Source organism: Pauljensenia sp. C0254C2, assembly GCF_056583835.1.
Window position 1 is genome coordinate 10238 of sequence record NZ_JBWPJO010000015.1, and the last position, 20159, is coordinate 30396.

Here is a 20159-nt window from a genome sequence, read left to right on the forward strand (position 1 = left end):
CTATTCCGGGTCGATTTCCGCGCGCCAGATAATTTCTGCACCTGCGCCGTCGATACCTGCGCCGAACACGAAACTGCCGGCGTGACGTCGGGCGCGCTCACGCATATTGGACAGGCCGGAATTGCGTGTGCGGTGCGGGTCGATTCCGCGTCCGTCGTCAGCCACACGCACGCACACTTCTCCAGCAGTGTCATCGGATGGGGACGTCACTTCCAAAATGACGCGCCCCGCCGTTGCGTGCGCATGCCGCGCAATATTGGACAGTCCTTCACGCACGACAGCCACCACATCATCACCCACATCATCGGACAGCATGTTTTCGATGGCGCTCACCATCGCGTCTTCTGCTTCTTCGTCCTCGTTAATCGCCGTGCCGTCCAGTGAAATGACGAGGGAGGGCGCGAATCCGAGGAACGAGCGTGACAGGGAAGATTCCTGACGGACGCGCTCGACCAGACCGACATTCTGGTCGGGCTCGCGCAGGCCGTGGACGATGGCACGGATCTGGCGTACGGCGTCATCCACCGAGGCCAGTGCTTGATCCAGAATCGACGACACCTCGTCGGTCGATGCCTCTTTTTCCCTGACTTTTGAGCGGGCCGCGTCCAGGCTCATCCCCGCCGCGAACAGCTGCTGGATCGCGAAATCGTGCAGGTCCCGGCTGATACGTGAGCGTTCATCGAGCAGGGTTTCCACGTCTTGAATGTGGCGCGCCGATGCCAGCTCCAATGCCAGGGTGGCCTGGGATGCGAGGGATTCAGCCAGTGGCAGGTCTGACTGGGCGAATTCCTGGCGTCCGGGTTTGCGCAGCAGGATCAAGACACCAGACGTTTCGCCACGAGCCTTCAGGGGCGCGTACAGCGCGGGGCCGAATTTGGTGAATTCCGGGACGCGCATGATCTGTGCGTGCTCCATTGAATCAACCATCATGCCGGTGCCTTCCCTCAGCACGGACATGGTGCGGCCTTCTTTCGGGAAGGTCAGTCCCAGCAATCGATCCGCGTCGTAGCCGTCGGTGATCTCCGCCGCATACGTGTCGCCCACGGAGGGCAGCACAATGATCGCGGTATCCGCGTGGGACACGTCGCGCACGGTGTGCGCAATGAGTTCGAGGGCTTCTTCCTCGTCGGTTCCTTCCAGCATTGCTGTTGTCAGGCGTTGTGAGGCTGAGATCCAGCGTTCGCGGTTACGTGAGTGTTCGAATCGTTCAGCGTTTTCGATTGCCAGTCCGGCTGCGCGTGCCAGCGCGCTCACCGTTGCAACGTCCTCGTCGGTAAAACCGCCGACGCGCCCTGTCAGGAACAGGCGCCCGAACACCTGTTCGTGCACGTTGAGGGAGATTCCCAGGAAGTTGTCAATCGGTGAGGAGGACCCAGCGTCGGCTGGTTGGGCGGGAAGTTCGAAATCGACGTTCGGGTTGAGCAGGTCAGGTATGACCAACGGCTCATGGGGCGGGATATGCGCCGTGAGCGTTTCGATCAGGGGCTGCGTGTGAAGTTCCTGGGCTCTGGCTCCGTGACCGACCAGCCGCGCGGTGCGTCCCCACGTGTCCAGCACGGCCACGCCGCCCCACCTGGCGCCAGTGAGCAGGCACGACTGATCGACGAAAGTTGTCAGAATCGGATCCAGTTCCAGTGAAGCCGTCAGGTCCAGTACAGCCTGCAGGATCGACGGGTCCGCATAGGTGTCATTCGTGTGTGTTGGTGGTGTCACTGTTCCTCCTGCTGTAGTGCCCACCGATAGTTTCCAGCGTGAGCGATGAGCTGGTCGTGAGTGCCCGATTCCACGACATGCGCGATGCCGTCCTCATCCTGTTCCAAAACGATCACCTGGTCAGCCTTGGCAAGGCCCGACAGGCGGTGCGTGACGACCACGATGCCGCGTTCCTGGTCAGTCGGGCTGAGCAGTGTATCCATCAAGGCGTCAGCGGTTGTCGCGTCCAGATGCTCGGCAGGCTCGTCCAGCAGAACAAGCGGGGCAGGAGCAGCCAGCGCGCGGGCCAGCAGAAGTCGGCGGCGCTCACCACCGGAAACTGTGGTGCCTCCAGAGCCGATCAGCGTGTCCAACCCTGCCGGCAAGGCATCACACCACTGTCCCAATCCAGCCGTCTCCAGCAGCTGCCGGGCTTCTTCACGGGTCACGTCCGGCCTGGCGACGCGGATGTTCTCATAGACGGTCGTGGCAAAAATGTGTGCATCTTCGGCGGTCATCGTGATGCGGCGGGTCACGTCGTCGCGATCAGCCTGCCACGCGTTCACGCCGTCAATCGTGACACGCCCTTCCTTGGGCGGAAGCATACCGGCGAGCGTAAACAGGAGCGTCGATTTACCGATGCCGGACGGTCCCACAATGGCGATATGGGACCCCACGGTGATGTCCAGCGAGATTCCACGCGCAATGGTCGGTCCGTCAGGCCACCCAATCGCAAGGTTTTCCGCAACCACTCGAGGAGTGGCGCCGGTGTGCGCAATGGGATGAGTTTGAGGCGCGTCCCCCTCGCCCAGCAGATCCACAATGCGCGTTGCAGCGTCGGCAGAACGCAGAAGTTGAACGGCTGCGCCTGGAAGTTCCGCGGTGCCTTCAAATGCGGCCAGTGGTGTGAGTACGATCACCGCCAGTGCCACCGCGGCAAGCGCGCCCGAGCGTGTCTGCGGGATGCCGACCAGCAGTGCTCCCACGACGGCAGCACCCATGGCCAGTCGATCCAGCGCAGCAGCCCAACCGGCCGGCCACGCTGCCTGTCGTGTGGATGCGACGAGGGAATCCTCAATGCGTTCGATCCGTTCGCGCACATGAGCCAGGCGGCCCTGGATCTGCAGTTCACTGGCACCATCCATGACGGTGACAATAGATTCAGACAGCTGCGTGCGCGCGTGACGCGACGACATCTCGGCTTCTCTGGCTGCATACATGTTCAATGCGGGCGCGATAACGCCGGAGACCAGCAGGCACAGGAGCAGGATCAGCCCGGCGGCAGGGCTCAGCAGGCTGATTCCAATGACGGTCCCGACTCCCACGATGGTGGTGACAATGGAGGGGAGCAGTGACTTGACGACCAGGTTGCCTACTTCATCTACGTCCGAACCGGTGCGTGCCAGCAGGTCGCCGCGCTGAAGCTTGGCAACGGTGTCGACGCGGGTAGTGGACAGGATGCGGTAGACGTTCTGCCGTAGCGCGTCCATTCCCGTTAAGGCGACTTGATGGCTGGCCAGGCGCTGCAGATACCGCATCAGCGCGCGAGAAATGCCGAACAAGCGCACCGCGACGGCCGCGACCGTCAAGTACAGGACCGGCGGGTGTTGGGAGGCGCGCGCGATCAGCCAGGCAGAGGTGGCGGACAGGGCGATTGCAGCGCCTAAGCCGAGTACGCCTAACAGGACCGACAGGATAAAGTTCTTCTTATCGACATCCAGAAGGTCGATGACGCGGCGCACAGCGCGCCGTTCTTTTTGCGTCAGAAACAGGATCATTTCACCGCCTCCGATTCGTCGAGGAATCCGGGCAGCGTCACGCTCAGGTCTTCCAGTTGCTCAATCTGCGTGAGGATGGGGTACTCCTCGGCATCCTGAGCAGTTGCTGCCTGCGCCGAGACGGTAATGACATGGTCTGCTGCCGCAACGACGGCCTGGCGGTGCGCAATGACGATGACCGTTCGCCCCTGCGCTTTCATCTGCTCTAGGGTGCGTACCACGACATGTTCACTGACTGCATCCAGGTGCGCCGTCGGCTCATCAAGGATGACGATAGGGGCCGGATCGAGCAGCGCATTCGTGAGGGCAAGGCGTTGACGCTGACCCACTGACAGGCCGACACCGCGGTATCCGATCTGCGTGTCCCATCCGTCGGGTAGTTTGTCGAGCACCGCGTCGAACCCGGTTGCCTTGCTGGCGGCATCACGCTGCTGATCAGTGACATCGTGCGTTATGACGTCTCGGATGGGGCCGGGAATGAACGTGGGGGATTGTGGAACCCACGTGACCTGGGTCCACCATGAGTGTGGATCGATGTCGGCCAGGTCTACAGGTTCATCTGTGCCGGTATCCGGCTGTGCGATGAGGATCCGCCCTCGGGTAGGTGGTTCCAGTGCCAGAAGAGCCATGACCGTCGTTGTTTTTCCGACTCCGGATGGGCCGACGAGGGCGTTGATCGTGCCCGATTGGATCGTGGCGTTCAGACCATGAGGTGCCCACACTTGCCGGGCGGCAACAGACAGGTCCTCGATGATGATGTCGCGCGAACTCATGTCGGGTGACTGGTGCGCGCCGTGTTCGGTTACGGGCGTTTCCAGAATGTCGAAGGCGGCTTCCGCGGCGGCAATTCCGTTTGCTGATGCGTGGAACTGTGCGCCGACCTGACGCAGCGGTTCGAACACTTCAGGGGCCAGCATGATGACGGTCAGGCCGACGGTGAGCGATACGGTTCCGCCCACCAGTCGCATGCCTACCTCAACCGCAACCAGCGCCACGGACAGAGTAGTGAGAAATTCCAGGACGCCTCCAGACAGGAAGGCGACCGACAGCGTTGCCATCGTGGTGCGCGTATTTTCCGCCCCCAGGCGCTTCATATGCGCCATCGGGCCTTTTTCGCGCCCCAGGCCTCGGAGCGTGGGCAGGCCCGCCATCAGGTCAAGCAATTGTGAGCCGAGCCGTTCCATGGAGGCAAGTTTGCGCCGTGATGATTCCTGCGTGAATCGACCGATGAGGATCATGAAAACCGGAATCAGCGGGATGACGATCGCTGCGATCAGGGCTGACCAGAAATCAAGCAGGAGCATCGTCAGCAGCGCGAGGGGGGTGACCGTCATTGCGAGGATGAGCTGAGGGAGGTATTTGATGAAGTAGGGCTCCAGATCCGCCAGACCGCGTGTGGCCAGGGTGGCTACGTCCGCTCCGTGACGAGCACGCCAACGTGGTCCAAGTTTTTCAACATGGTCGAGGACTGCGCCGCGCATCTCTCGCACTGCTTTTTCTGCGGCGCGCTGACTCAGCGTTTCACGCAGGCCGATCGTCGCCGCCCGCACAGCCAGCACACCGATCAACAGGCCAATCGTCGGCATGACGTCACGCAAATCCGCTGTTCCCTCGATGACGGGGGAGGCGGTCCGGGAGATCAGGAGGGCCTGCACGATGACGAGAGCTGCTGTGAGCAGACCCAGAAATGCGGTGAAGACGATGTGGACCCGTGCTGAACGTGCGTATTTCAGTAGTCGCGGATCAAGAGGTTTCACACGTTCTATTGTGCCAGTTGTGGGTACGAAGTCCCAAAAGGGCGCGCAATAGGGAAGGTCCCCGGCTCCGTTGGAGCCGGGGACCGTGACCCTTGTCAGCGTTCGAGCGCGAAACTATCCAGCCAGGAAGTTTTCGCCCAGGCGAATCTTCTGAGGCAGCAGTCCCGCATTTTCGTGAACGTCCTTTGTCGAGATACGACGACGGAACGTGTAGTAGCTCCATGCCGTGTAGGCCAGGACAACGGGAACCAGGCAAACCGCGACGATTGTCATCACCGTCAGTGTGCCGGTCGTCGATGATGCCTGCTCGATTGTCAGGGAGTATTCCGGTGCAATCGAGGACTTCATGACGTTCGGAGCCATGATCGTGAAGATCCACGCCACAGCGGCGGCAATGGCGACGGTGGAGCAAATGAATGCCCAGCCTTCGCGACGCAGTTGCTTTTGTGAGAAGGCTGCGGCCGCTATCAACGCCAGGGCGGCGATGACCAGCGGAATCCACGCGAACACGGATGTTGCCGATGTTGCGTAGGCGAACTGACCCCACAGGACCCACACAGCTGCCAGAGCCGTCGCGGCAATGGAGGCGGGTCCTGAGATTGCGTTGGCACGCTCACGCAGGATGCCGTCTGTCTTGAGGGACAGGAACTGTGCTGCGTGCGAGAAGCAGATTGCTGCCACTGCGATGCCGCCCAGTAGGTTGAACGGCATGAGCAGTGAGAAGAAGCCGCCGGTCAGCTGGTGCGATGCGTTCGCCAGAACTTCAGGCGTGACCTGCTCGGGGGGCACAACTTCGCCGGCGCGGGTGACGACCTCGATCTTCATGCCGTGCACCAGGTTGGCGAATGCGCAGCCCATGAGGATCGGAACACCGTAGCCGGCGACAACGTGGAAGCGATCCCACATTGCACGCCACTTTTCGGTTGCGATCTTCGAGCGCCACTCAAGAGCGGCGATACGCAGGATCAGCAGGACGAGCACAACGAACAGTGCGAGGTACATGCCGGAGAACATTGTGGCGTACCACTCGGGGAATGCGGCGAACATGGCGCCACCAGCGGTGAGCAGCCACACTTCGTTGCCATCCCAGTGGGGTCCGATGGTCTTCAGTGCTGTGGTGCGTTCCTTGTCGTTCTTGGAGACGAACGGAAGGAGCATTGCAACACCGAGGTCGAATCCCTCGAGAACCAGGTAGCCGATCCATAGAACGGCGATGAGGATGAACCAGAGAATACTTAGCATCAGTGTCTACCTCCTCAGTATCCGAACGACAGTGCGCCGACTGCTTCGTTGTCAGCATCGTCATCGTGAGCTGTCTTTTCAGAAGCCGATGAGATGCCTTCAAGTGCGTAGCGCTTGAGCAGAAGGAACCACACCACGCCGAGAACCCCGTACAGCAGCGTGAAGATCACCATGGTGAGGAACACCTGGATCGGGGGGATCGTTGTGGAAACGGCAACTGATGTCATTTGCATGACGTTGCCGACCGGATCGGCGTTGGCCAGGCCTGGTAGGTTCGGATGCACGATCCACGGTTGGCGGCCCATTTCAGTGAAGATCCAGCCCAGGGACGCCGCAATGAACGGCGTCGGGATGGTCCACAAGGCGAACTTGCCCAGCGCGGCGCTGGTGGAGATTTGATCCTTGCGCGTTGCCCACAGGCCCCATACGGCCATGATTGCGGCGAAGATACCGAAGCCAATCATCAGCCTGAAGGTCCAGAAGGTCACCATCTGAGGCGGACGGAAATCGTACTGTGAGGCGTCACCGTACTGTGCAACGAAGTGCTCGTTGGCATTGAGGGTTTCCACCAGGCGAGCCTGGATGTCGGCCACACCTTCAACCTCAGCGCTGAAGGAGTTGTGCGACATGAAGGATGTGACACCGGGGACCTGGATAAATTTGGTGGGCTGTGATTCGCCGTTGAGAGGGCAGGAACCGAACTGCGCCACGGTGAAAGCGGCAGATTCTGTGTCAACACAGACGCCTTCGGCAACTGCCATCTTCATGGGCTGCAGCTTGACCATTTCCTGGCCCTGGAAGTGACCGGTCACGACGGTGCCCAGACCGCCGACGATGACGACGACCAGACCAAAGCGTGCAATCGGACGCCAGATATCGCGAGCCTGCTTTTCGCCTTCAGCACCGCCTTCGCGGGCTGCGCGTGTCATCCACCATAGGCCAAGTCCTGCAACGAGGGTGCCGGCAATCAGCCAGGAGGAGGTGAGGACGTGGGTGAATTCCCACAGGAGGACCGGGTTGGTCACAACCTTGAGGAAGCCGCCTGCACCATCGAGTTCAGCGCGGCCCACTTCAGGGTTGAACACTGCGCCGGTGGGGTGCTGCATCCACGAGTTCGCACCCAGAATCCACAGTGCTGAAATCGTGGTGCCTGCTGCGACGAGCCAGATGCTGGCCAGGTGCATGCCCTTGGACAGTCGACCCCAACCGAAGATCCATAGGCCCAGGAAGGTGGACTCCATGAAGAATGCGAGAAGTGCTTCAACTGCCAGAGGTGCACCGAAGATGTCGCCCACGTAGCGGGAATATTCTGACCAGTTCATTCCGAATTGGAATTCCTGGACGATACCTGTCGCGACACCGAGCGCGAAGTTGATTAGGAAGAGTTTGCCAAAGAAACGTGTGGCTTTGAGCCATGTTTCGTTTCCGGACCTGTGCCACTTCGTCTGCATGATTGCGACGAGGAGCGACAGCCCGATTGTGAGAGGGACCTGAAGGAAGTGGTACACCGTGGTGATACCGAACTGCCATCGTCCCAGCGTCAGCGTGTCAAACGCTGCCGGAAGCAGGGTCATGATGCTCGCCTTTCCGGTGACGGAATCGTTGTTGTCGATAGAAATACGGATATACGGCGCCACGCGATTGACATGACGCCATGTCAAGAAGATAACTCATTGACCAGGTGGTTAATGGCAGAATCGCCGAAATTGCGCTGATTCGCTGTTTCATCTTCACTTTCAAGGTGTGGTGAAACTTCCAGGTGGCAACGGAATAGGAAACAAGAGTGTTGCCTATTTCGTGTGACGTGGAGTCGGCACTCACATGTGCCGCGTCGCTCAGGCATTGAACCGGTAGATGTGCCACCCGCCTCAGCGCTTCTTATTCCGTTGGCACTTCGCCTGTGTCACAATAGGGGTAACCAAGGCCGTTGCGAGAGCACCCTCGTAACGGGCGTACTGCGTCGACCGCGACTGCTTAAGTCGGTTGCTCCGCTGTGTACGCTATCGTGCTTTGCGCGAGCCTGAACGCTTCCGCCCACGTGGGCGACGACGGGTGGATCCATGGTGCGTGTGGATCCCCTCCAAAATTGGAGAAAAGTGACAACGACCGAACACGAGGGATCGGCAGCACACGTGCCTGCCGCCTCCCTGCTATTTCAAGCGCCGACTTTTACCGAGCCGGCTCCCGCACCATCCCGCTCGGACGATTCGACATCATCGCAGGACTCGTCCGAGGAATCACCCCGACGCTCACGCTCGCGTCAAAAGAATAAGGGCAAGGACAAGGACTCCTCGCAGTCCCAGGACGACGGCAAAGGTAAGAACAGGAAAGGCAAGTCCTCCTCTTCCAAGTCATCGTCTGGAAAGTCTGGCACGCAGGGCAGCTCCGACGACAATGCCGACAATTCGGGTGAGAGCAACTCCGGTAAGAAGGACCGCAAGCAGGACTCCGGGAAATCACAGCGCTCAAGGAAGTCTTCCCGCAAGTCGGCAGAGCCAGATTTGACGTCAGATTCCGCAGATTCTCAGGATTCGTCTGCGCAGGACGGTGATTCTGCTCCCTCCGAGTCAGAATCGTCCGAGGGATCTTCACGCCGTCGTCGCCGCCGGCGTTCACGCTCGCAGTCCGGTGATTCCTCTGACAGCAACGATCAGGTCACCGCGCTGAAGGGATCAACTCGCCTGGAGGCGAAGAAACAGCGTCGCCGTGAGGGTCGCCGCGATGGCCGCCGACGTCACACGATCACCGAATCGGAGTTCCTGGCGCGGCGCGAGTCAGTCACCCGCAAGATGATCATTCGCCAGCATAACGGCCTTGATCAGATCGCAGTGATCGAAGATGACCTGCTGGTCGAGCATTACGTGGCTCGACGCACCCACCAGACAATGGTCGGCAACATCTACCTGGGTCGCGTCCAGAACGTCTTGCCGTCGATGGAAGCTGCGTTCATTGATATTGGCCGAGGCCGAAATGCCGTACTGTATGCCGGTGAGGTCAACTGGGATGCCGTGGGCCTGGAAGGTCGCCCTCGTCGAATTGAATCGGCACTCAAGTCCGGTGACGCGGTGCTGGTGCAGGTCACCAAAGACCCGATCGGCCACAAGGGTGCCCGCCTGACCAGCCAGATCACGCTGGCCGGACGCTACCTCGTCTTCATTCCGCACGGCTCCATGATGGGTATTTCCCGCAAGCTGCCAGAATCTGAACGAGGACGCCTGAAGAAAGTCCTCAAGAAGGTCATGCCGGCCGGAGCCGGTGTTATTGTTCGCACCGCGGCCGAAGGTGCGTCCGAAGAACAGCTCGTTGCCGATGTTGAGCGCCTGTCGAAGCAGTGGGACGACATCACCAAGCGTGAGAAGAACACGAAGTCGGCCCCGACGCTGGTGCGCGGCGAGCCCGAACTGGCTGTCCGCGTCGTGCGTGACATCTTCAACGAAGATTTCGCTCAGCTGATTATTCAGGGCAAGGACACGTATCACACAGTCAGCACATACGTCGAAGAGCTGTCGCCTGAACTGTCTGACCGCGTCGAACAGTGGGTCGGCACGAATGACGTCTTCGCTGAGTTCCGCGTCGATGAACAGCTGGCCAAGGGCATGGACCGCAAGGTGTGGCTGCCCAGCGGCGGCACGCTGATTATTGACCGCACCGAAGCGATGACGGTGATCGACGTCAACACCGGCAAGTACATTGGTGCCGGCGGCACGCTGGAAGAAACCGTCACGCGCAACAACCTGGAGGCCGCTGAAGAGATCGTGCGTCAGCTGCGTCTGCGTGACATCGGCGGCATCATCATCATCGACTTTGTCGATATGGTGCTTGAATCCAACCGTGACCTCGTCCTGCGCCGCCTGGTTGAGTGCCTGGGACGTGACCGCACTCGCCACCAGGTCACTGAGATCACCTCGCTGGGTCTGGTGCAGATGACGCGTAAGCGCGTGGGGGAGGGCCTTGTTGAAGCATTCTCCACACCGTGTGAGGCCTGCGAAGGCAAGGGCTTCATCGTGCACACTCACCCCGTGGAAACGCCTGGCGCGGATCCTGCCTCGCACAGCAACAACAAGCAGAAGGGCCGCTCCAGGCGAGAGACGAAGAATAACGAGGATGGCCCCGGCTCCAAGCGTGCGCGTGAAGCGCTGAATGCCATCGCGGCGGCAGCGAGCCACGCACACGAAAAAGATCAGGAAGATAGCCAGGACAGCCAGGACAGCCAGGGCGGTCAGGATGGTCAGGGCGGTCCAAACGATCAGCCTGCGGCGTCCGCCGAAACCGAACAGACCAAGGCTGCCAGTGAACAGGACAAGCCCGCTCAGCCGAGGAGACGTCGGCGCGTGTCGACCGGAAAGACGGTCGAGCCGGAACCGGTGACTCCCACCCCGGAGCCGACACCGGAGCCTATTTTGGAGCCCGAACCGGCCGATGAGCAGCCCGAACGTCATCGCGCGGTGACTTCGCTGGATGATATTCAGTTGCCAGATGCCGCGAAACGCTCCACACCTACACGACGTCGCCGCCGGGTGGCATCGCGTGGCGTCATTGAGCCTTCAGCGTCCTAACCGTGTGGAATTGCACAGCCGTGAGAGCTGGATTTCGGCTCTGACGGCTTGCCCACGGGTCCTGTTTTCGGGTAAATTTGATCCTCGGCGCACCAAGGCGCCAGCGAGTGATTGCCAGACGATACGCCTCAGTATCACAGGCAATTGATTCGTTCCGTACGAGTAAAGAGATGAGCTCCAACGTGGTCTACGCGATCGTCAAGGCCGGCGGCCGACAAGAAAAGGTGTCCGTCGGAGACGTCGTAGTCGTCGATAAGCTGGCCGATGAAATCGGATCCAGCATTGAACTCCAGCCACTGATGCTGGTCGACGGCGACGCCGTCACCACTGATAAAGATGGACTATCAAAGGTCTCCGTTAAGGCTGAGGTCATCGACGCGACCAAAGGTCCGAAGATCTCCATCGTCAAATTCAAGAACAAGACTGGCTACCGTAAGCGTCAAGGTCACCGGCAGAAGCAGTCGGTCATCAAGATCACCGAGATCGCCTGAACGATCCCACTGATCGATTGAGTTTCTAGTCGTTCGAAGAGAGAAAGCACCACTAACATGGCACATAAAAAGGGCCTCGGTTCTTCCCGCAACGGTCGCGATTCGAACGCTCAGCGCCTGGGCGTGAAGCGTTTCGGTGGCGAATTCGTCAATGCTGGCGAGATCATTGTCCGTCAGCGCGGCACACACTTCCATCCCGGACGTAACACCGGCATTGGCAAAGATGACACCATCTTCGCCCTCAAGCCCGGTTCGGTTTCCTTCGGAAAGCGTCGCGACCGCCGCGTCGTCGACGTCGTGGAGTCCGTGTCTGCCTGATTCATTCAGCGTCAAGGGCGTTCGGCCGTGAGCCGGACGCCCTTTTCCTGTTGCGTATCATTGTTTGTGTCAGTCAGTTACACCTAAAGGACCACCATGGCGGATTTTGTTGACCACGTTCTGATTCATTGTGCCGGAGGCAACGGAGGCAACGGCGTCGCGTCAGTCAAACGCGAAAAATTCAAGCCGCTGGGAGGTCCCGACGGGGGAGACGGAGGCAACGGCGGCTCGGTGATTCTGCAGGTCGACCCGCAAACCACCACGCTGCTGGCCTACCACCGCAGCCCACACCAGTGCGCCGAAAACGGCACACCCGGCATGGGAGACTTCCGGCAGGGGAAAAACGGAGCCGACATCATCCTGCCTGTCCCAGACGGCACGACCGTTAAGAGCGCGGACGGCGAACTGCTGGCTGACCTGACAGGCGAAGGCTCTCAGTTCATCGCTGCCGAGGGAGGCCGCGGCGGCCTGGGCAATGCCGCACTGGCATCGAAAGCCCGTAAAGCGCCCGGATTCGCCTTACTGGGGGAGCCCGGCGAGACGCGTGACATCATCCTTGAACTCAAATCCGTTGCCGATGTCGCCCTGGTGGGCTACCCGTCGGCCGGTAAATCCTCGATCATTGCCGCCATGTCGGCGGCACGTCCGAAGATCGCTGACTACCCGTTCACCACGCTGATCCCGAATCTGGGAGTGGTCGAAGCCGGCGGTATGCGTTTCACAATGGCGGACGTTCCAGGCCTGATCCCCGGCGCTTCGCAGGGCAAGGGCCTGGGCCTGGAGTTCTTGCGCCACATTGAGCGCTGTGCAGTGATTGTCCACGTCCTCGACACAGCCGCAGTCGAATACGACCGCGACCCTGTCAGCGACCTCAAGACGATCGAAAATGAACTGGCGCAATACCAGAGCGACCTGGGGACGCCTCACGGGTACGTGCCGCTGATGGAACGCCCGCGCGTCATCGTGCTCAACAAGGTTGACATTCCCGATGGGCAGGACCTGGCCGAATTTGCCCGCCCTGACCTTGATGAGTTTGGCTGGCCGGTGCTGGAAGTGTCTGCCGTGACCCACCGCGGTCTGCGCGAACTTGCTTTCGCACTGGCACCCCTGGTTGAAGAACAGCGCCGGGCAGCTCGGGACGCAGCCGACGAGGCACCCCGACCGGTCATTCGTCCACGCCCTGTGGGTGAGGTAAACCAGGTGAGTGTTGAGCCGTGTCAGTTTGAAGGACGCACCGTTTACCAGGTGCGCGGCGACAAGCCAGAACGCTGGGTCAAGCAAACCGACTTCACCAACGATGAAGCGATCGGCTACCTGGCCGACCGCCTTGCCACCATCGGTGTGGAAGATCAGCTCGCACAGGCCGGTGCCAACGCCGGTGACACGGTTGTGATCGGCCCGCTCGAAGGTGGTGTGATCTTCGACTGGGAGCCCTCCTTGACGACTGGGCCAGAACTGCTTGGATCGCGCGGCACGGACAACCGTGTCGATGCGTTGAAGCGGCGCACGAACCGGGAACGCCGTGAGGAGTATCGCGCCGCGATGGACGCGAAAGCTGCGGCCCGTGACGAGCTGTGGACCGAACGCGAATCGGGTGTGTGGACGGATCCGAGCACCGAGGACGATCGGGCGTGAACGGAGTTACGCGTGCGCGACGCATCGTCGTGAAGATCGGTTCCTCATCGTTGACGCGCCCCGATGGGGGGCTTGACCTGAACCGGATTGACCAGGTTGCGGGTATGGCCGCGCAGTGGTGCCGGGACAACCATGAAATCCTCATCGTTTCCTCCGGTGCCGTGGCCGCAGGGCGCACGCCGCTGGGGATTACCGGGCGTCTCCATGACTTAGCCACTGTCCAGGCGTGCGCGGCAATGGGGCAGGGTCTCCTGGTTGCACAGTGGTCGGCCGCTTTTCAGTCCCACCATCGTCACGTCGCACAGATCCTGCTCACGACCGACGATGTCATGCACCGTGAGCACTACACGAATGCGCGCGATGCGATGGAGCGCCTCCTGTCCCTGGGAGTTGTCCCGATCATCAACGAGAATGACACCGTCGCCACACGCGAGGTGCGTTTCGGTGACAATGACCGGCTGGCCTCCTACGTGGCCCAGATCGTGGCCGCTGATGCGCTGGTCCTCCTGACGGATGTGGATGGCCTGTACACAGCGCCGCCCTCGGACCCTGCTGCCGAACTGGTAGAGACCGTGACGCGCACGGATGATTTGCGGGCGGTGCTGGTGGGCGGTTCGGGATCGTCGGTGGGCACGGGCGGCATGGTCACCAAAGTGCAGGCCGCAACGATGGCTGCTGCATCCGGTATCGGTGTGTTGCTGACAAACGCGGATAAGCTCGATCAGGTGTTCGCCGGGCGTAAGGTCGGCACATGGTTCGAGCCGACGACGTCACGCCCCGCCTCGAGGCGCCTGTGGATTGCGCACGCCGCCCCCTCGTGCGGAGAACTCGTCATTGACGAGGGTGCCGTCCGCGCACTGACTGACCGCAAGAAGTCGCTGCTGGCTGCAGGTATCACAGCGGTGATGGGCAATTTCCGCAGCGGCGACGTTGTCGATGTGGCGGGACCGACCGGGCTGATTGCGCGCGGCATCGCAGCCTACGATGCTGACACAATTGCGCAGATGAGTGGCGAGAATGCGGATGACCTGCGTCGTCAGGGGTGGGATAACCCTCGCCCAGTGATTCACCGCGACGATTTGGCGATCCTGTCGCTTGCATCAGCGGCAAGTATGTCACGATAAGAGTATGACTGAACGTTTAGCTGACATTTCGCAGGTACTGGAAGCAGCCAGGAGCGCCTCGCGCATCTTGTCCACCGTGACGACGCAGCAGAAGAATCGCGCCTTGGGAGCGGTGGCTGCAGCAATCGAGGATCGCAGTGATGAGATCCTCCAGGCTAACGCTGAGGACGTCGCCAGAGCTCAGGCCGAAGGCATGGATGAGGGGTTGGTCGACCGTCTTGCATTGAATGCGCAGCGTCTGGCCGGCATTGCGGAGGCGGTGCGCGAGGTGGCATCACTGGCTGACCCGGTGGGAACGATTGTGCGCGGCGCAATGACGGAGACAGGGTTGCGGATCCGCCAGGTACGAGTCCCGATGGGCGTGGTCGGCATGATCTATGAAGCTCGCCCAAATGTCACGATCGACGCCGCCAGCCTGGCGCTCAAATCAGGCAACGCGATTGTGCTGCGCGGTGGCAGCGCGGCTGAGGCGTCGAACAAGGTCATTATCGAGGTCATGCGTGATGCGTTGACGTCGGTGGATCTGCCGCCAGATACGGTCCAGAGCGTTGACCAGTGGGGCAGAGCCGGTGCACGCGCCTTGATGCATGCGCGCGGAGGAATTGATGTACTGATCCCGCGTGGTGGTGCCGGACTGATTCGCACCGTGGTGGAAGAGGCACGCGTCCCCGTCATTGAGACGGGCACGGGCAATTGCCATGTCTACGTCCATGAAGATGCCGATCTGGCTCAGGCGGAGAAAATCATCCTCAACTCGAAGGCTCAGCGCGTGGGTGTGTGCAATGCGGCCGAAACATTGCTGGTGCACCGCGCGGTCGCTGAAAAGTTCCTGGCCAGTGCCTTGTTGCGCCTGACGACTGCGGGCGTGCGCATCCACGGCGATGCACAGACGCTGCAGTACGCATCCGACCCATCGATTGACTCGGCGATGCTGGAGGAAGCAACAGAGGAGGACTGGGCGCGCGAGTACTTGTCGATGGATCTGGCCGTGCGCGTGGTGGATGATCTGGATCAGGCGATCGAGCACATCAGAACGTATTCGACCGGACATACTGAGGCCATCTGCACGCGTTCGCTGGCTGCGGCGAACCGTTTTAGCCGCGAGGTGGATGCTGCGGCGATCGCCGTGAACGCGTCGACTCGTTTCACTGATGGCGGCCAGCTGGGACTGGGCGCTGAGATCGGGATCTCCACGCAGAAACTTCACGCCCGCGGCCCGATGGGCCTGGAGGAGCTGACCAGCACGATGTGGATTATCGAGGGTGATGGGCATATCCGTTCATGACATGTGACCGGAATGCGTCTGCGCAGCCGAGGCTTGGGCTAGTGTGAACTCACCGGTCTGGGATTTACTTAAAGGGGATCTTTGTGACACAGCGACGACGCGTAGGTATCATGGGCGGAACATTCGACCCAATTCACCACGGCCACCTCGTGGCAGCTTCTGAAGTGATGAGCGAATTCGACCTCGATGAGGTGATCTTCGTGCCGACCGCCGTTCAGCCCTTCAAGAAGGGGCGGCGCGTCACTCCGGCTGAGCATCGCTATCTGATGACGGTGATCGCTACAGCTTCGAACCCGCGTTTCGGAGTGTCCCGCGTGGACATTGATCGTGGAAAGATCACGTACACAATCGATACCCTCACTGATCTGAAGAACCAGGATCCAGATGCGGATTATTACTTCATCACCGGTGCGGACGCCCTCGAACGTATTGCTGAGTGGCGGGATTCCGACAAGCTCTTTGAGATGGCGCAGTTCGTCGGCGTGACGCGACCTGGACATGAGCTGAAGAAGCCGTTGACGCCGCATTCGAATATTCGCCTGCTTGAGGTGCCCGCTATGGCGATCTCGTCGACTGACTGCCGTAATCGCGTGAACCAGGGCAAACCTGTGTGGTACCTGGTGCCTGACGGCGTGGTGCAGTACATCGCGAAGTATGGGCTGTATCGGGATACATCTGCGCCACAAACTGGGATTGATGACCCATACGAGCAGTAGTCGTGGCACACTGGAGGTGTCAGGGGAGTTCACCAACAGTAGGGAGTGTTTGTGACAGTCAGCAGTCACACAAGCCAACTTATCGCCGTTGCGGCTCAGGCCGCGTCTGACAAACTTGCCTCCGACATGAAAATGATTGACGTGCGCGCACGTATGCCGCTGTCCGAAGCCTTTATGATCTGTTCGGCTTCATCTGCGCGCCAGGTCAGTGCCATTGCAGAGAACATCATGGATGAGCTGGCAGCTCGGCTGGGTCTTCACCCCGAGCGCATTGAGGGGCGTACCGAGGGGCGCTGGGTTCTGATTGACTACGCGGATGTTGTGATCCACGTCCTGACCGATGAGGACCGCGAGTATTACGCATTGGAGTCCTTGTGGGCTGACCAGCCGATTACTGAGCTTGACGCGGACCGGGACCTGGAAGCGCTCGGCGCGTAAGGGCGTCGGATTCAAGGAACTGTGCCATGTCACCTGCCCGTATCGTGTGTATGCGTCACGGACAGACCGACCACAATGTGGCTCGGCGTTTCCAGGGCATGTCCGATGTGCCGTTGAATGAGTATGGTCGCGAGCAGGCCAGGCGTGCAGCCGGTGTGCTTGCTCAGCGCGTGACCAGTGCGCCTGCCGGTGTGGGAATTTCGGCTGCCGCCACCTATTCCGTCGCACGTGTGGTGGTGGCCAGCTCACCGTTGGGGCGGGCGGCTGAAACTGCCCAGATCGTCGCGGCGGCGCTGCGTCAGCGCGGGACGACGGTTGACGGTGTTCATGCTGATAAGCGCTTCATCGAGCGCTCGTATGGACGTTTTGAGGGTGCGACGATTGAGCAGATCCGTTCTTTAATGCCGGTGTTTTTCGACCAGTGGTCCGCTACCGGTGAGTCTGCGGGTGCGGGTATCGAGCCGTCCGGCGAGGTGGGGGAGCGTTTTGCTGCAGGCGTTGCCGACGTGTCGCAGGGCATGGACGAGGGTGACGTGCTGATTGTCGTGGCGCACGGGTCGGCGATCTCCCGAGGCTTGACAACGCTGCTCGGTCTGGATGCGGGCACTTTCCGCGGTTTGCGGGGCTTGGATAATTGCCACTGGTCGGAGCTTGTTCCCGATCGCAAGCACGGTGGCTGGCAGCTGGCTGCGCACAATGTGGGGTGGAGCGAGCAGGCAATCGGGGCGTGATCACCTGCACATCGTGTGAATTGTGCGATGGCGTCCTGATTCGCTATAGTGAACAGGTCGCCTTTGGTGACACCCATTTGGGGCTATGGCGCAGTTGGTAGCGCGCTTCCATGGCATGGAAGAGGTCAGGGGTTCGAATCCCCTTAGCTCCACCACGAGCACACTGAATTGATACAATTGCGCAAAACTAGAGTTTTGCGCAAAGGTGCGCGCAAAATTTGAAAACGCGCGCAAAATCTAAAAGTCCTGCTCGCGGGCATAAAAATAGGGCTGACTACCTGAGTGGTGGTCAGCCCTTTTGTTTTGCGTGGCTCTAATAGCTGTCTGCTGGGATTTTTATTTTGGTGCCGTCAGCAAAGATTACGCTCGCCTTGCCCGATGGTGTGATCTGGATGTGCTGGCAAAGAGCACGCAGGGTTGCTCGATCAAAGTCTTGGCTGAGGGTGGCGTTTTGGATGGTTTTCTTAAACCTGGTGAGTTTGGCTTTGATACCGTGGCGGCGCTCAATTTCTACCTGAGTTGTTTCGTAGGCGGTAATGGCTTCACGTTGGCGGGCTTTGAGCTGGGTGAAGCGCTCTTGGTAGTCGTCTTGATTTTGGGAGTGATGAGCGTTGCGGGTGATGGCTTGGTTGATGAGCCTGGTAGTTACCTCGATTTCACTTGCTTGCTGTAAGGCTTGTTCTTCTAAAGCGGTGGTGTCTGATGTGGTGGTAATCAGGTAGTCCCAGTCGATGAGTTGCTGGCTTTTGATGAGCTTGGCGAGTGTTGTTTGGAAGATTGTCTGCAACTGACTATCGCGTAGTACGGGCATTTTCTTTGGGTGAGGAACTGCGAATTTCTGGTTGCATTGCCAGACGATAGTCCGATATTTATCAGTGGAATGCCAGGTCTTACTGCCGTAGGCTGCGCCGCAGTGAGCGCAGTAGACCATACCGGTGAAGGCACGCTCGCGCCGGCCTTGGTTCGTGTTTTTTGCTAGCTCGTAGCGCACGAGTTCCCAGGTTTCAGGATCGATGATGGCTGGGCGAGATCCGGTCACGTAATATTGTGGGACTTCACCTTCGTTGGTTTTGCGCTGCTTGGTGAGGAAATCTACGGTGAAACGCTTTTGCAAGAGTGCATCGCCTTTGTATTTCTCGTTGGTGAGGATGGAGTGGATGGTGGTGTGGCTCCATTTTGCCCGCCGCATCGGTGTGGGAATCCCATCCGCTTCCAATGATGTCGCTATTTGGGGGATGCTCATGCCTTCGAGGTATTGGCGGTAGATGCGGCGCACGATTTGGGCTTGCTCAGGGTTGATTACGGGCTTGCCGTCTGGGCCGCGATTGTATCCGAGGAAGTTACCGTAGGGCATATAAACTTTACCGTCTTGGAAACGCTTCCTGTGACCCCACGTGACGTTCTCGGAGATAGATCTGGATTCTTCTTGGGCAAGGCTCGACATGATGGTGATGAGTAGTTCGCCTTTGGAGTCGAGTGTCCAGATGTTTTCTTTCTCGAAAAACACCTCCACACCCTTATCCTTCAATTTCCTCACGGTTGTCAAAGAATCGACGGTATTACGGGCGAAACAGCTCACGGACTTGGTGACGATCATGTCGATGCGACCAGCTAAGGCGTCGGCGATCATGCGGTTGAATCCCTCGCGGTGTTTCGTGGAAGTGCCAGAGATTCCTTCATCGGTGTAGATGTCGACGTATTGCCAGCCGTCGTGATTTTTGATGTAGTGCTCGTAATAATCCACCTGCGCGCTAAAAGGTAGGGGGATTTTCGACACTTACCACATTTACTACGACATGACCGAGCCTGGGGGGATGCTCGAGCTGGACTATGCGCGTTTCGTAGCAAATCCAGCCGAATGGCGGATAGGTGTATATAACGCGCAGCGCGGAGAAGAAATATATTTTTCACAGATTCAGGTGGATTCGGAGCAAAAACTAACCCACGTATGCAAGGCTTCGGGATCCATGCCTATAGCTACACCAGTCACTTATATTGCAGGTGAGGCGTGCATGGACGGAGCAATAGGACGCTCTGGCGGAATTCCTTTGGACGTGGCGCAGGCAGATGGTTACGAAAAGTTCCTGGTTCTATTGACCCGACCGCGGGAATACGTGAAAGAAAATCGCCTACCTGATTTGGCGTACCGCTGCTTGCTAGAGCGGTACCCGCAGGCAGCTCAGAGTCTTATTGAACGCCCTATAAATTACAACCGAACCCGAGCCGAACTAGACCGTTTGGAGTCCGAGGGAAAGGCTTATGTGTTTTATCCGCAGCATATGGGGGTGGCGAATTTTGAAGATAATCCCGAGAAACTGGAAGAAAGCTTCGCCGCCGGATACGAACAGATGCGAGGGGAACTCCCAAAGGTCAAAGAGTTCTTAGGGATGTAATTA

At 59.6% G+C, this 20159-nt stretch carries 16 protein-coding genes and 1 tRNA gene; 11 read left to right on the top strand and 6 right to left on the bottom strand.

Features of this window, described 5'->3' with window-relative positions:
• The 5 genes from AC1DA5_RS09415 to AC1DA5_RS09435 all read right to left on the bottom strand — a co-directional run bounded on the left by AC1DA5_RS09415 (position 1) and on the right by AC1DA5_RS09435 (position 8043).
• The gene (locus AC1DA5_RS09415; RefSeq protein WP_480290025.1) at positions 1-1713 is read right to left on the bottom strand and encodes a sensor histidine kinase; all 1713 of its coding nucleotides are present in this window, start codon (positions 1711-1713) and stop codon (positions 1-3) included.
• Positions 1710-3470: a thiol reductant ABC exporter subunit CydC gene (cydC, locus tag AC1DA5_RS09420; protein WP_480290027.1), complete on the bottom strand. Its 1761-nt coding sequence runs from the start codon at positions 3468-3470 to the stop codon at positions 1710-1712. The genes AC1DA5_RS09415 and cydC overlap by 4 nt, the downstream gene beginning before the upstream one ends.
• Positions 3467-5227 (bottom strand): thiol reductant ABC exporter subunit CydD, encoded by a 1761-nt coding sequence (cydD, locus tag AC1DA5_RS09425; RefSeq protein ID WP_480290029.1) that lies wholly within the window; start codon positions 5225-5227, stop codon positions 3467-3469. The genes cydC and cydD overlap by 4 nt, the downstream gene beginning before the upstream one ends.
• A 114-nt stretch (positions 5228-5341) precedes the next feature.
• Positions 5342-6472, bottom strand: coding sequence for a cytochrome d ubiquinol oxidase subunit II (gene cydB / locus AC1DA5_RS09430; protein ID WP_058236501.1), 1131 nt, complete (start codon positions 6470-6472; stop codon positions 5342-5344).
• An 11-nt stretch (positions 6473-6483) separates the two neighbouring features.
• A complete protein-coding gene (locus AC1DA5_RS09435; protein ID WP_058236872.1) occupies positions 6484-8043 on the bottom strand; it encodes a cytochrome ubiquinol oxidase subunit I in 1560 nt (519 codons plus the stop codon).
• 486 nt (positions 8044-8529) lie between these two features.
• Here AC1DA5_RS09435 and AC1DA5_RS09440 point away from each other — a divergent pair, with 486 nt between their 5' ends.
• The 10 genes from AC1DA5_RS09440 (at position 8530) to AC1DA5_RS09485 (ending at position 17918) form a co-directional block, all read left to right on the top strand.
• On the top strand, positions 8530-11025 hold the full coding sequence (locus AC1DA5_RS09440; RefSeq protein ID WP_082628503.1) for an Rne/Rng family ribonuclease: 2496 nt from the start codon (positions 8530-8532) through the stop codon (positions 11023-11025).
• Positions 11026-11195: 170 nt separating this feature from the next.
• On the top strand, positions 11196-11516 hold the full coding sequence (rplU, locus tag AC1DA5_RS09445) for a 50S ribosomal protein L21 (RefSeq protein ID WP_058236873.1): 321 nt from the start codon (positions 11196-11198) through the stop codon (positions 11514-11516).
• A gap of 57 nt (positions 11517-11573) precedes the next feature.
• Complete coding sequence (gene rpmA / locus AC1DA5_RS09450; RefSeq protein ID WP_058236503.1) at positions 11574-11834, top strand: 50S ribosomal protein L27; 261 nt, start codon at positions 11574-11576, stop codon at positions 11832-11834.
• A gap of 96 nt (positions 11835-11930) precedes the next feature.
• On the top strand, positions 11931-13469 hold the full coding sequence (gene obgE / locus AC1DA5_RS09455) for a GTPase ObgE (RefSeq protein WP_058236504.1): 1539 nt from the start codon (positions 11931-11933) through the stop codon (positions 13467-13469).
• A complete protein-coding gene (gene proB, locus AC1DA5_RS09460) occupies positions 13466-14593 on the top strand; it encodes a glutamate 5-kinase (protein ID WP_058236505.1) in 1128 nt (375 codons plus the stop codon). The genes obgE and proB overlap by 4 nt, the downstream gene beginning before the upstream one ends.
• 4 nt (positions 14594-14597) lie before the next feature.
• On the top strand, positions 14598-15878 hold the full coding sequence (locus tag AC1DA5_RS09465; protein ID WP_058236506.1) for a glutamate-5-semialdehyde dehydrogenase: 1281 nt from the start codon (positions 14598-14600) through the stop codon (positions 15876-15878).
• 83 nt (positions 15879-15961) lie between these two features.
• Positions 15962-16594: a nicotinate-nucleotide adenylyltransferase gene (gene nadD, locus AC1DA5_RS09470; protein WP_227469192.1), complete on the top strand. Its 633-nt coding sequence runs from the start codon at positions 15962-15964 to the stop codon at positions 16592-16594.
• A gap of 51 nt (positions 16595-16645) precedes the next feature.
• On the top strand, positions 16646-17032 hold the full coding sequence (gene rsfS / locus AC1DA5_RS09475; RefSeq protein WP_058236874.1) for a ribosome silencing factor: 387 nt from the start codon (positions 16646-16648) through the stop codon (positions 17030-17032).
• A gap of 26 nt (positions 17033-17058) precedes the next feature.
• A complete protein-coding gene (locus AC1DA5_RS09480) occupies positions 17059-17763 on the top strand; it encodes a histidine phosphatase family protein (protein WP_058236508.1) in 705 nt (234 codons plus the stop codon).
• A 79-nt stretch (positions 17764-17842) separates the two neighbouring features.
• A tRNA-Ala gene (locus tag AC1DA5_RS09485) sits at positions 17843-17918 on the top strand.
• A gap of 158 nt (positions 17919-18076) precedes the next feature.
• Here AC1DA5_RS09485 and AC1DA5_RS09490 read toward each other — a convergent pair.
• Positions 18077-19540: a recombinase family protein gene (locus AC1DA5_RS09490; RefSeq protein WP_257525447.1), complete on the bottom strand. Its 1464-nt coding sequence runs from the start codon at positions 19538-19540 to the stop codon at positions 18077-18079.
• A 19-nt stretch (positions 19541-19559) separates the two neighbouring features.
• Between AC1DA5_RS09490 and AC1DA5_RS09495 the strand changes: the two genes are divergently transcribed.
• A complete protein-coding gene (locus AC1DA5_RS09495) occupies positions 19560-20156 on the top strand; it encodes a DUF6363 domain-containing protein (RefSeq protein WP_257525448.1) in 597 nt (198 codons plus the stop codon).
• The last annotated feature ends 3 nt before the right edge of the window (positions 20157-20159 follow it).

What these genes read in the sequence shown, in the direction of transcription:
- rplU (WP_058236873.1), top strand. Translation starts at nt 11,196, where the DNA reads ATGAGCTCCAACGTGGTCTACGCGATCGTCAAGGCCGGCGGCCGACAA.
- AC1DA5_RS09495 (WP_257525448.1), top strand. Translation starts at nt 19,560, where the DNA reads ATGACCGAGCCTGGGGGGATGCTCGAGCTGGACTATGCGCGTTTCGTA.
- rpmA (WP_058236503.1), top strand. Translation starts at nt 11,574, where the DNA reads ATGGCACATAAAAAGGGCCTCGGTTCTTCCCGCAACGGTCGCGATTCG.
- AC1DA5_RS09435 (WP_058236872.1), bottom strand. Translation starts at nt 8,043, where the DNA reads ATGACCCTGCTTCCGGCAGCGTTTGACACGCTGACGCTGGGACGATGG.
- AC1DA5_RS09465 (WP_058236506.1), top strand. Translation starts at nt 14,598, where the DNA reads ATGACTGAACGTTTAGCTGACATTTCGCAGGTACTGGAAGCAGCCAGG.
- AC1DA5_RS09440 (WP_082628503.1), top strand. Translation starts at nt 8,530, where the DNA reads ATGGTGCGTGTGGATCCCCTCCAAAATTGGAGAAAAGTGACAACGACC.
- AC1DA5_RS09480 (WP_058236508.1), top strand. Translation starts at nt 17,059, where the DNA reads ATGTCACCTGCCCGTATCGTGTGTATGCGTCACGGACAGACCGACCAC.
- cydC (WP_480290027.1), bottom strand. Translation starts at nt 3,470, where the DNA reads ATGATCCTGTTTCTGACGCAAAAAGAACGGCGCGCTGTGCGCCGCGTC.
- obgE (WP_058236504.1), top strand. Translation starts at nt 11,931, where the DNA reads ATGGCGGATTTTGTTGACCACGTTCTGATTCATTGTGCCGGAGGCAAC.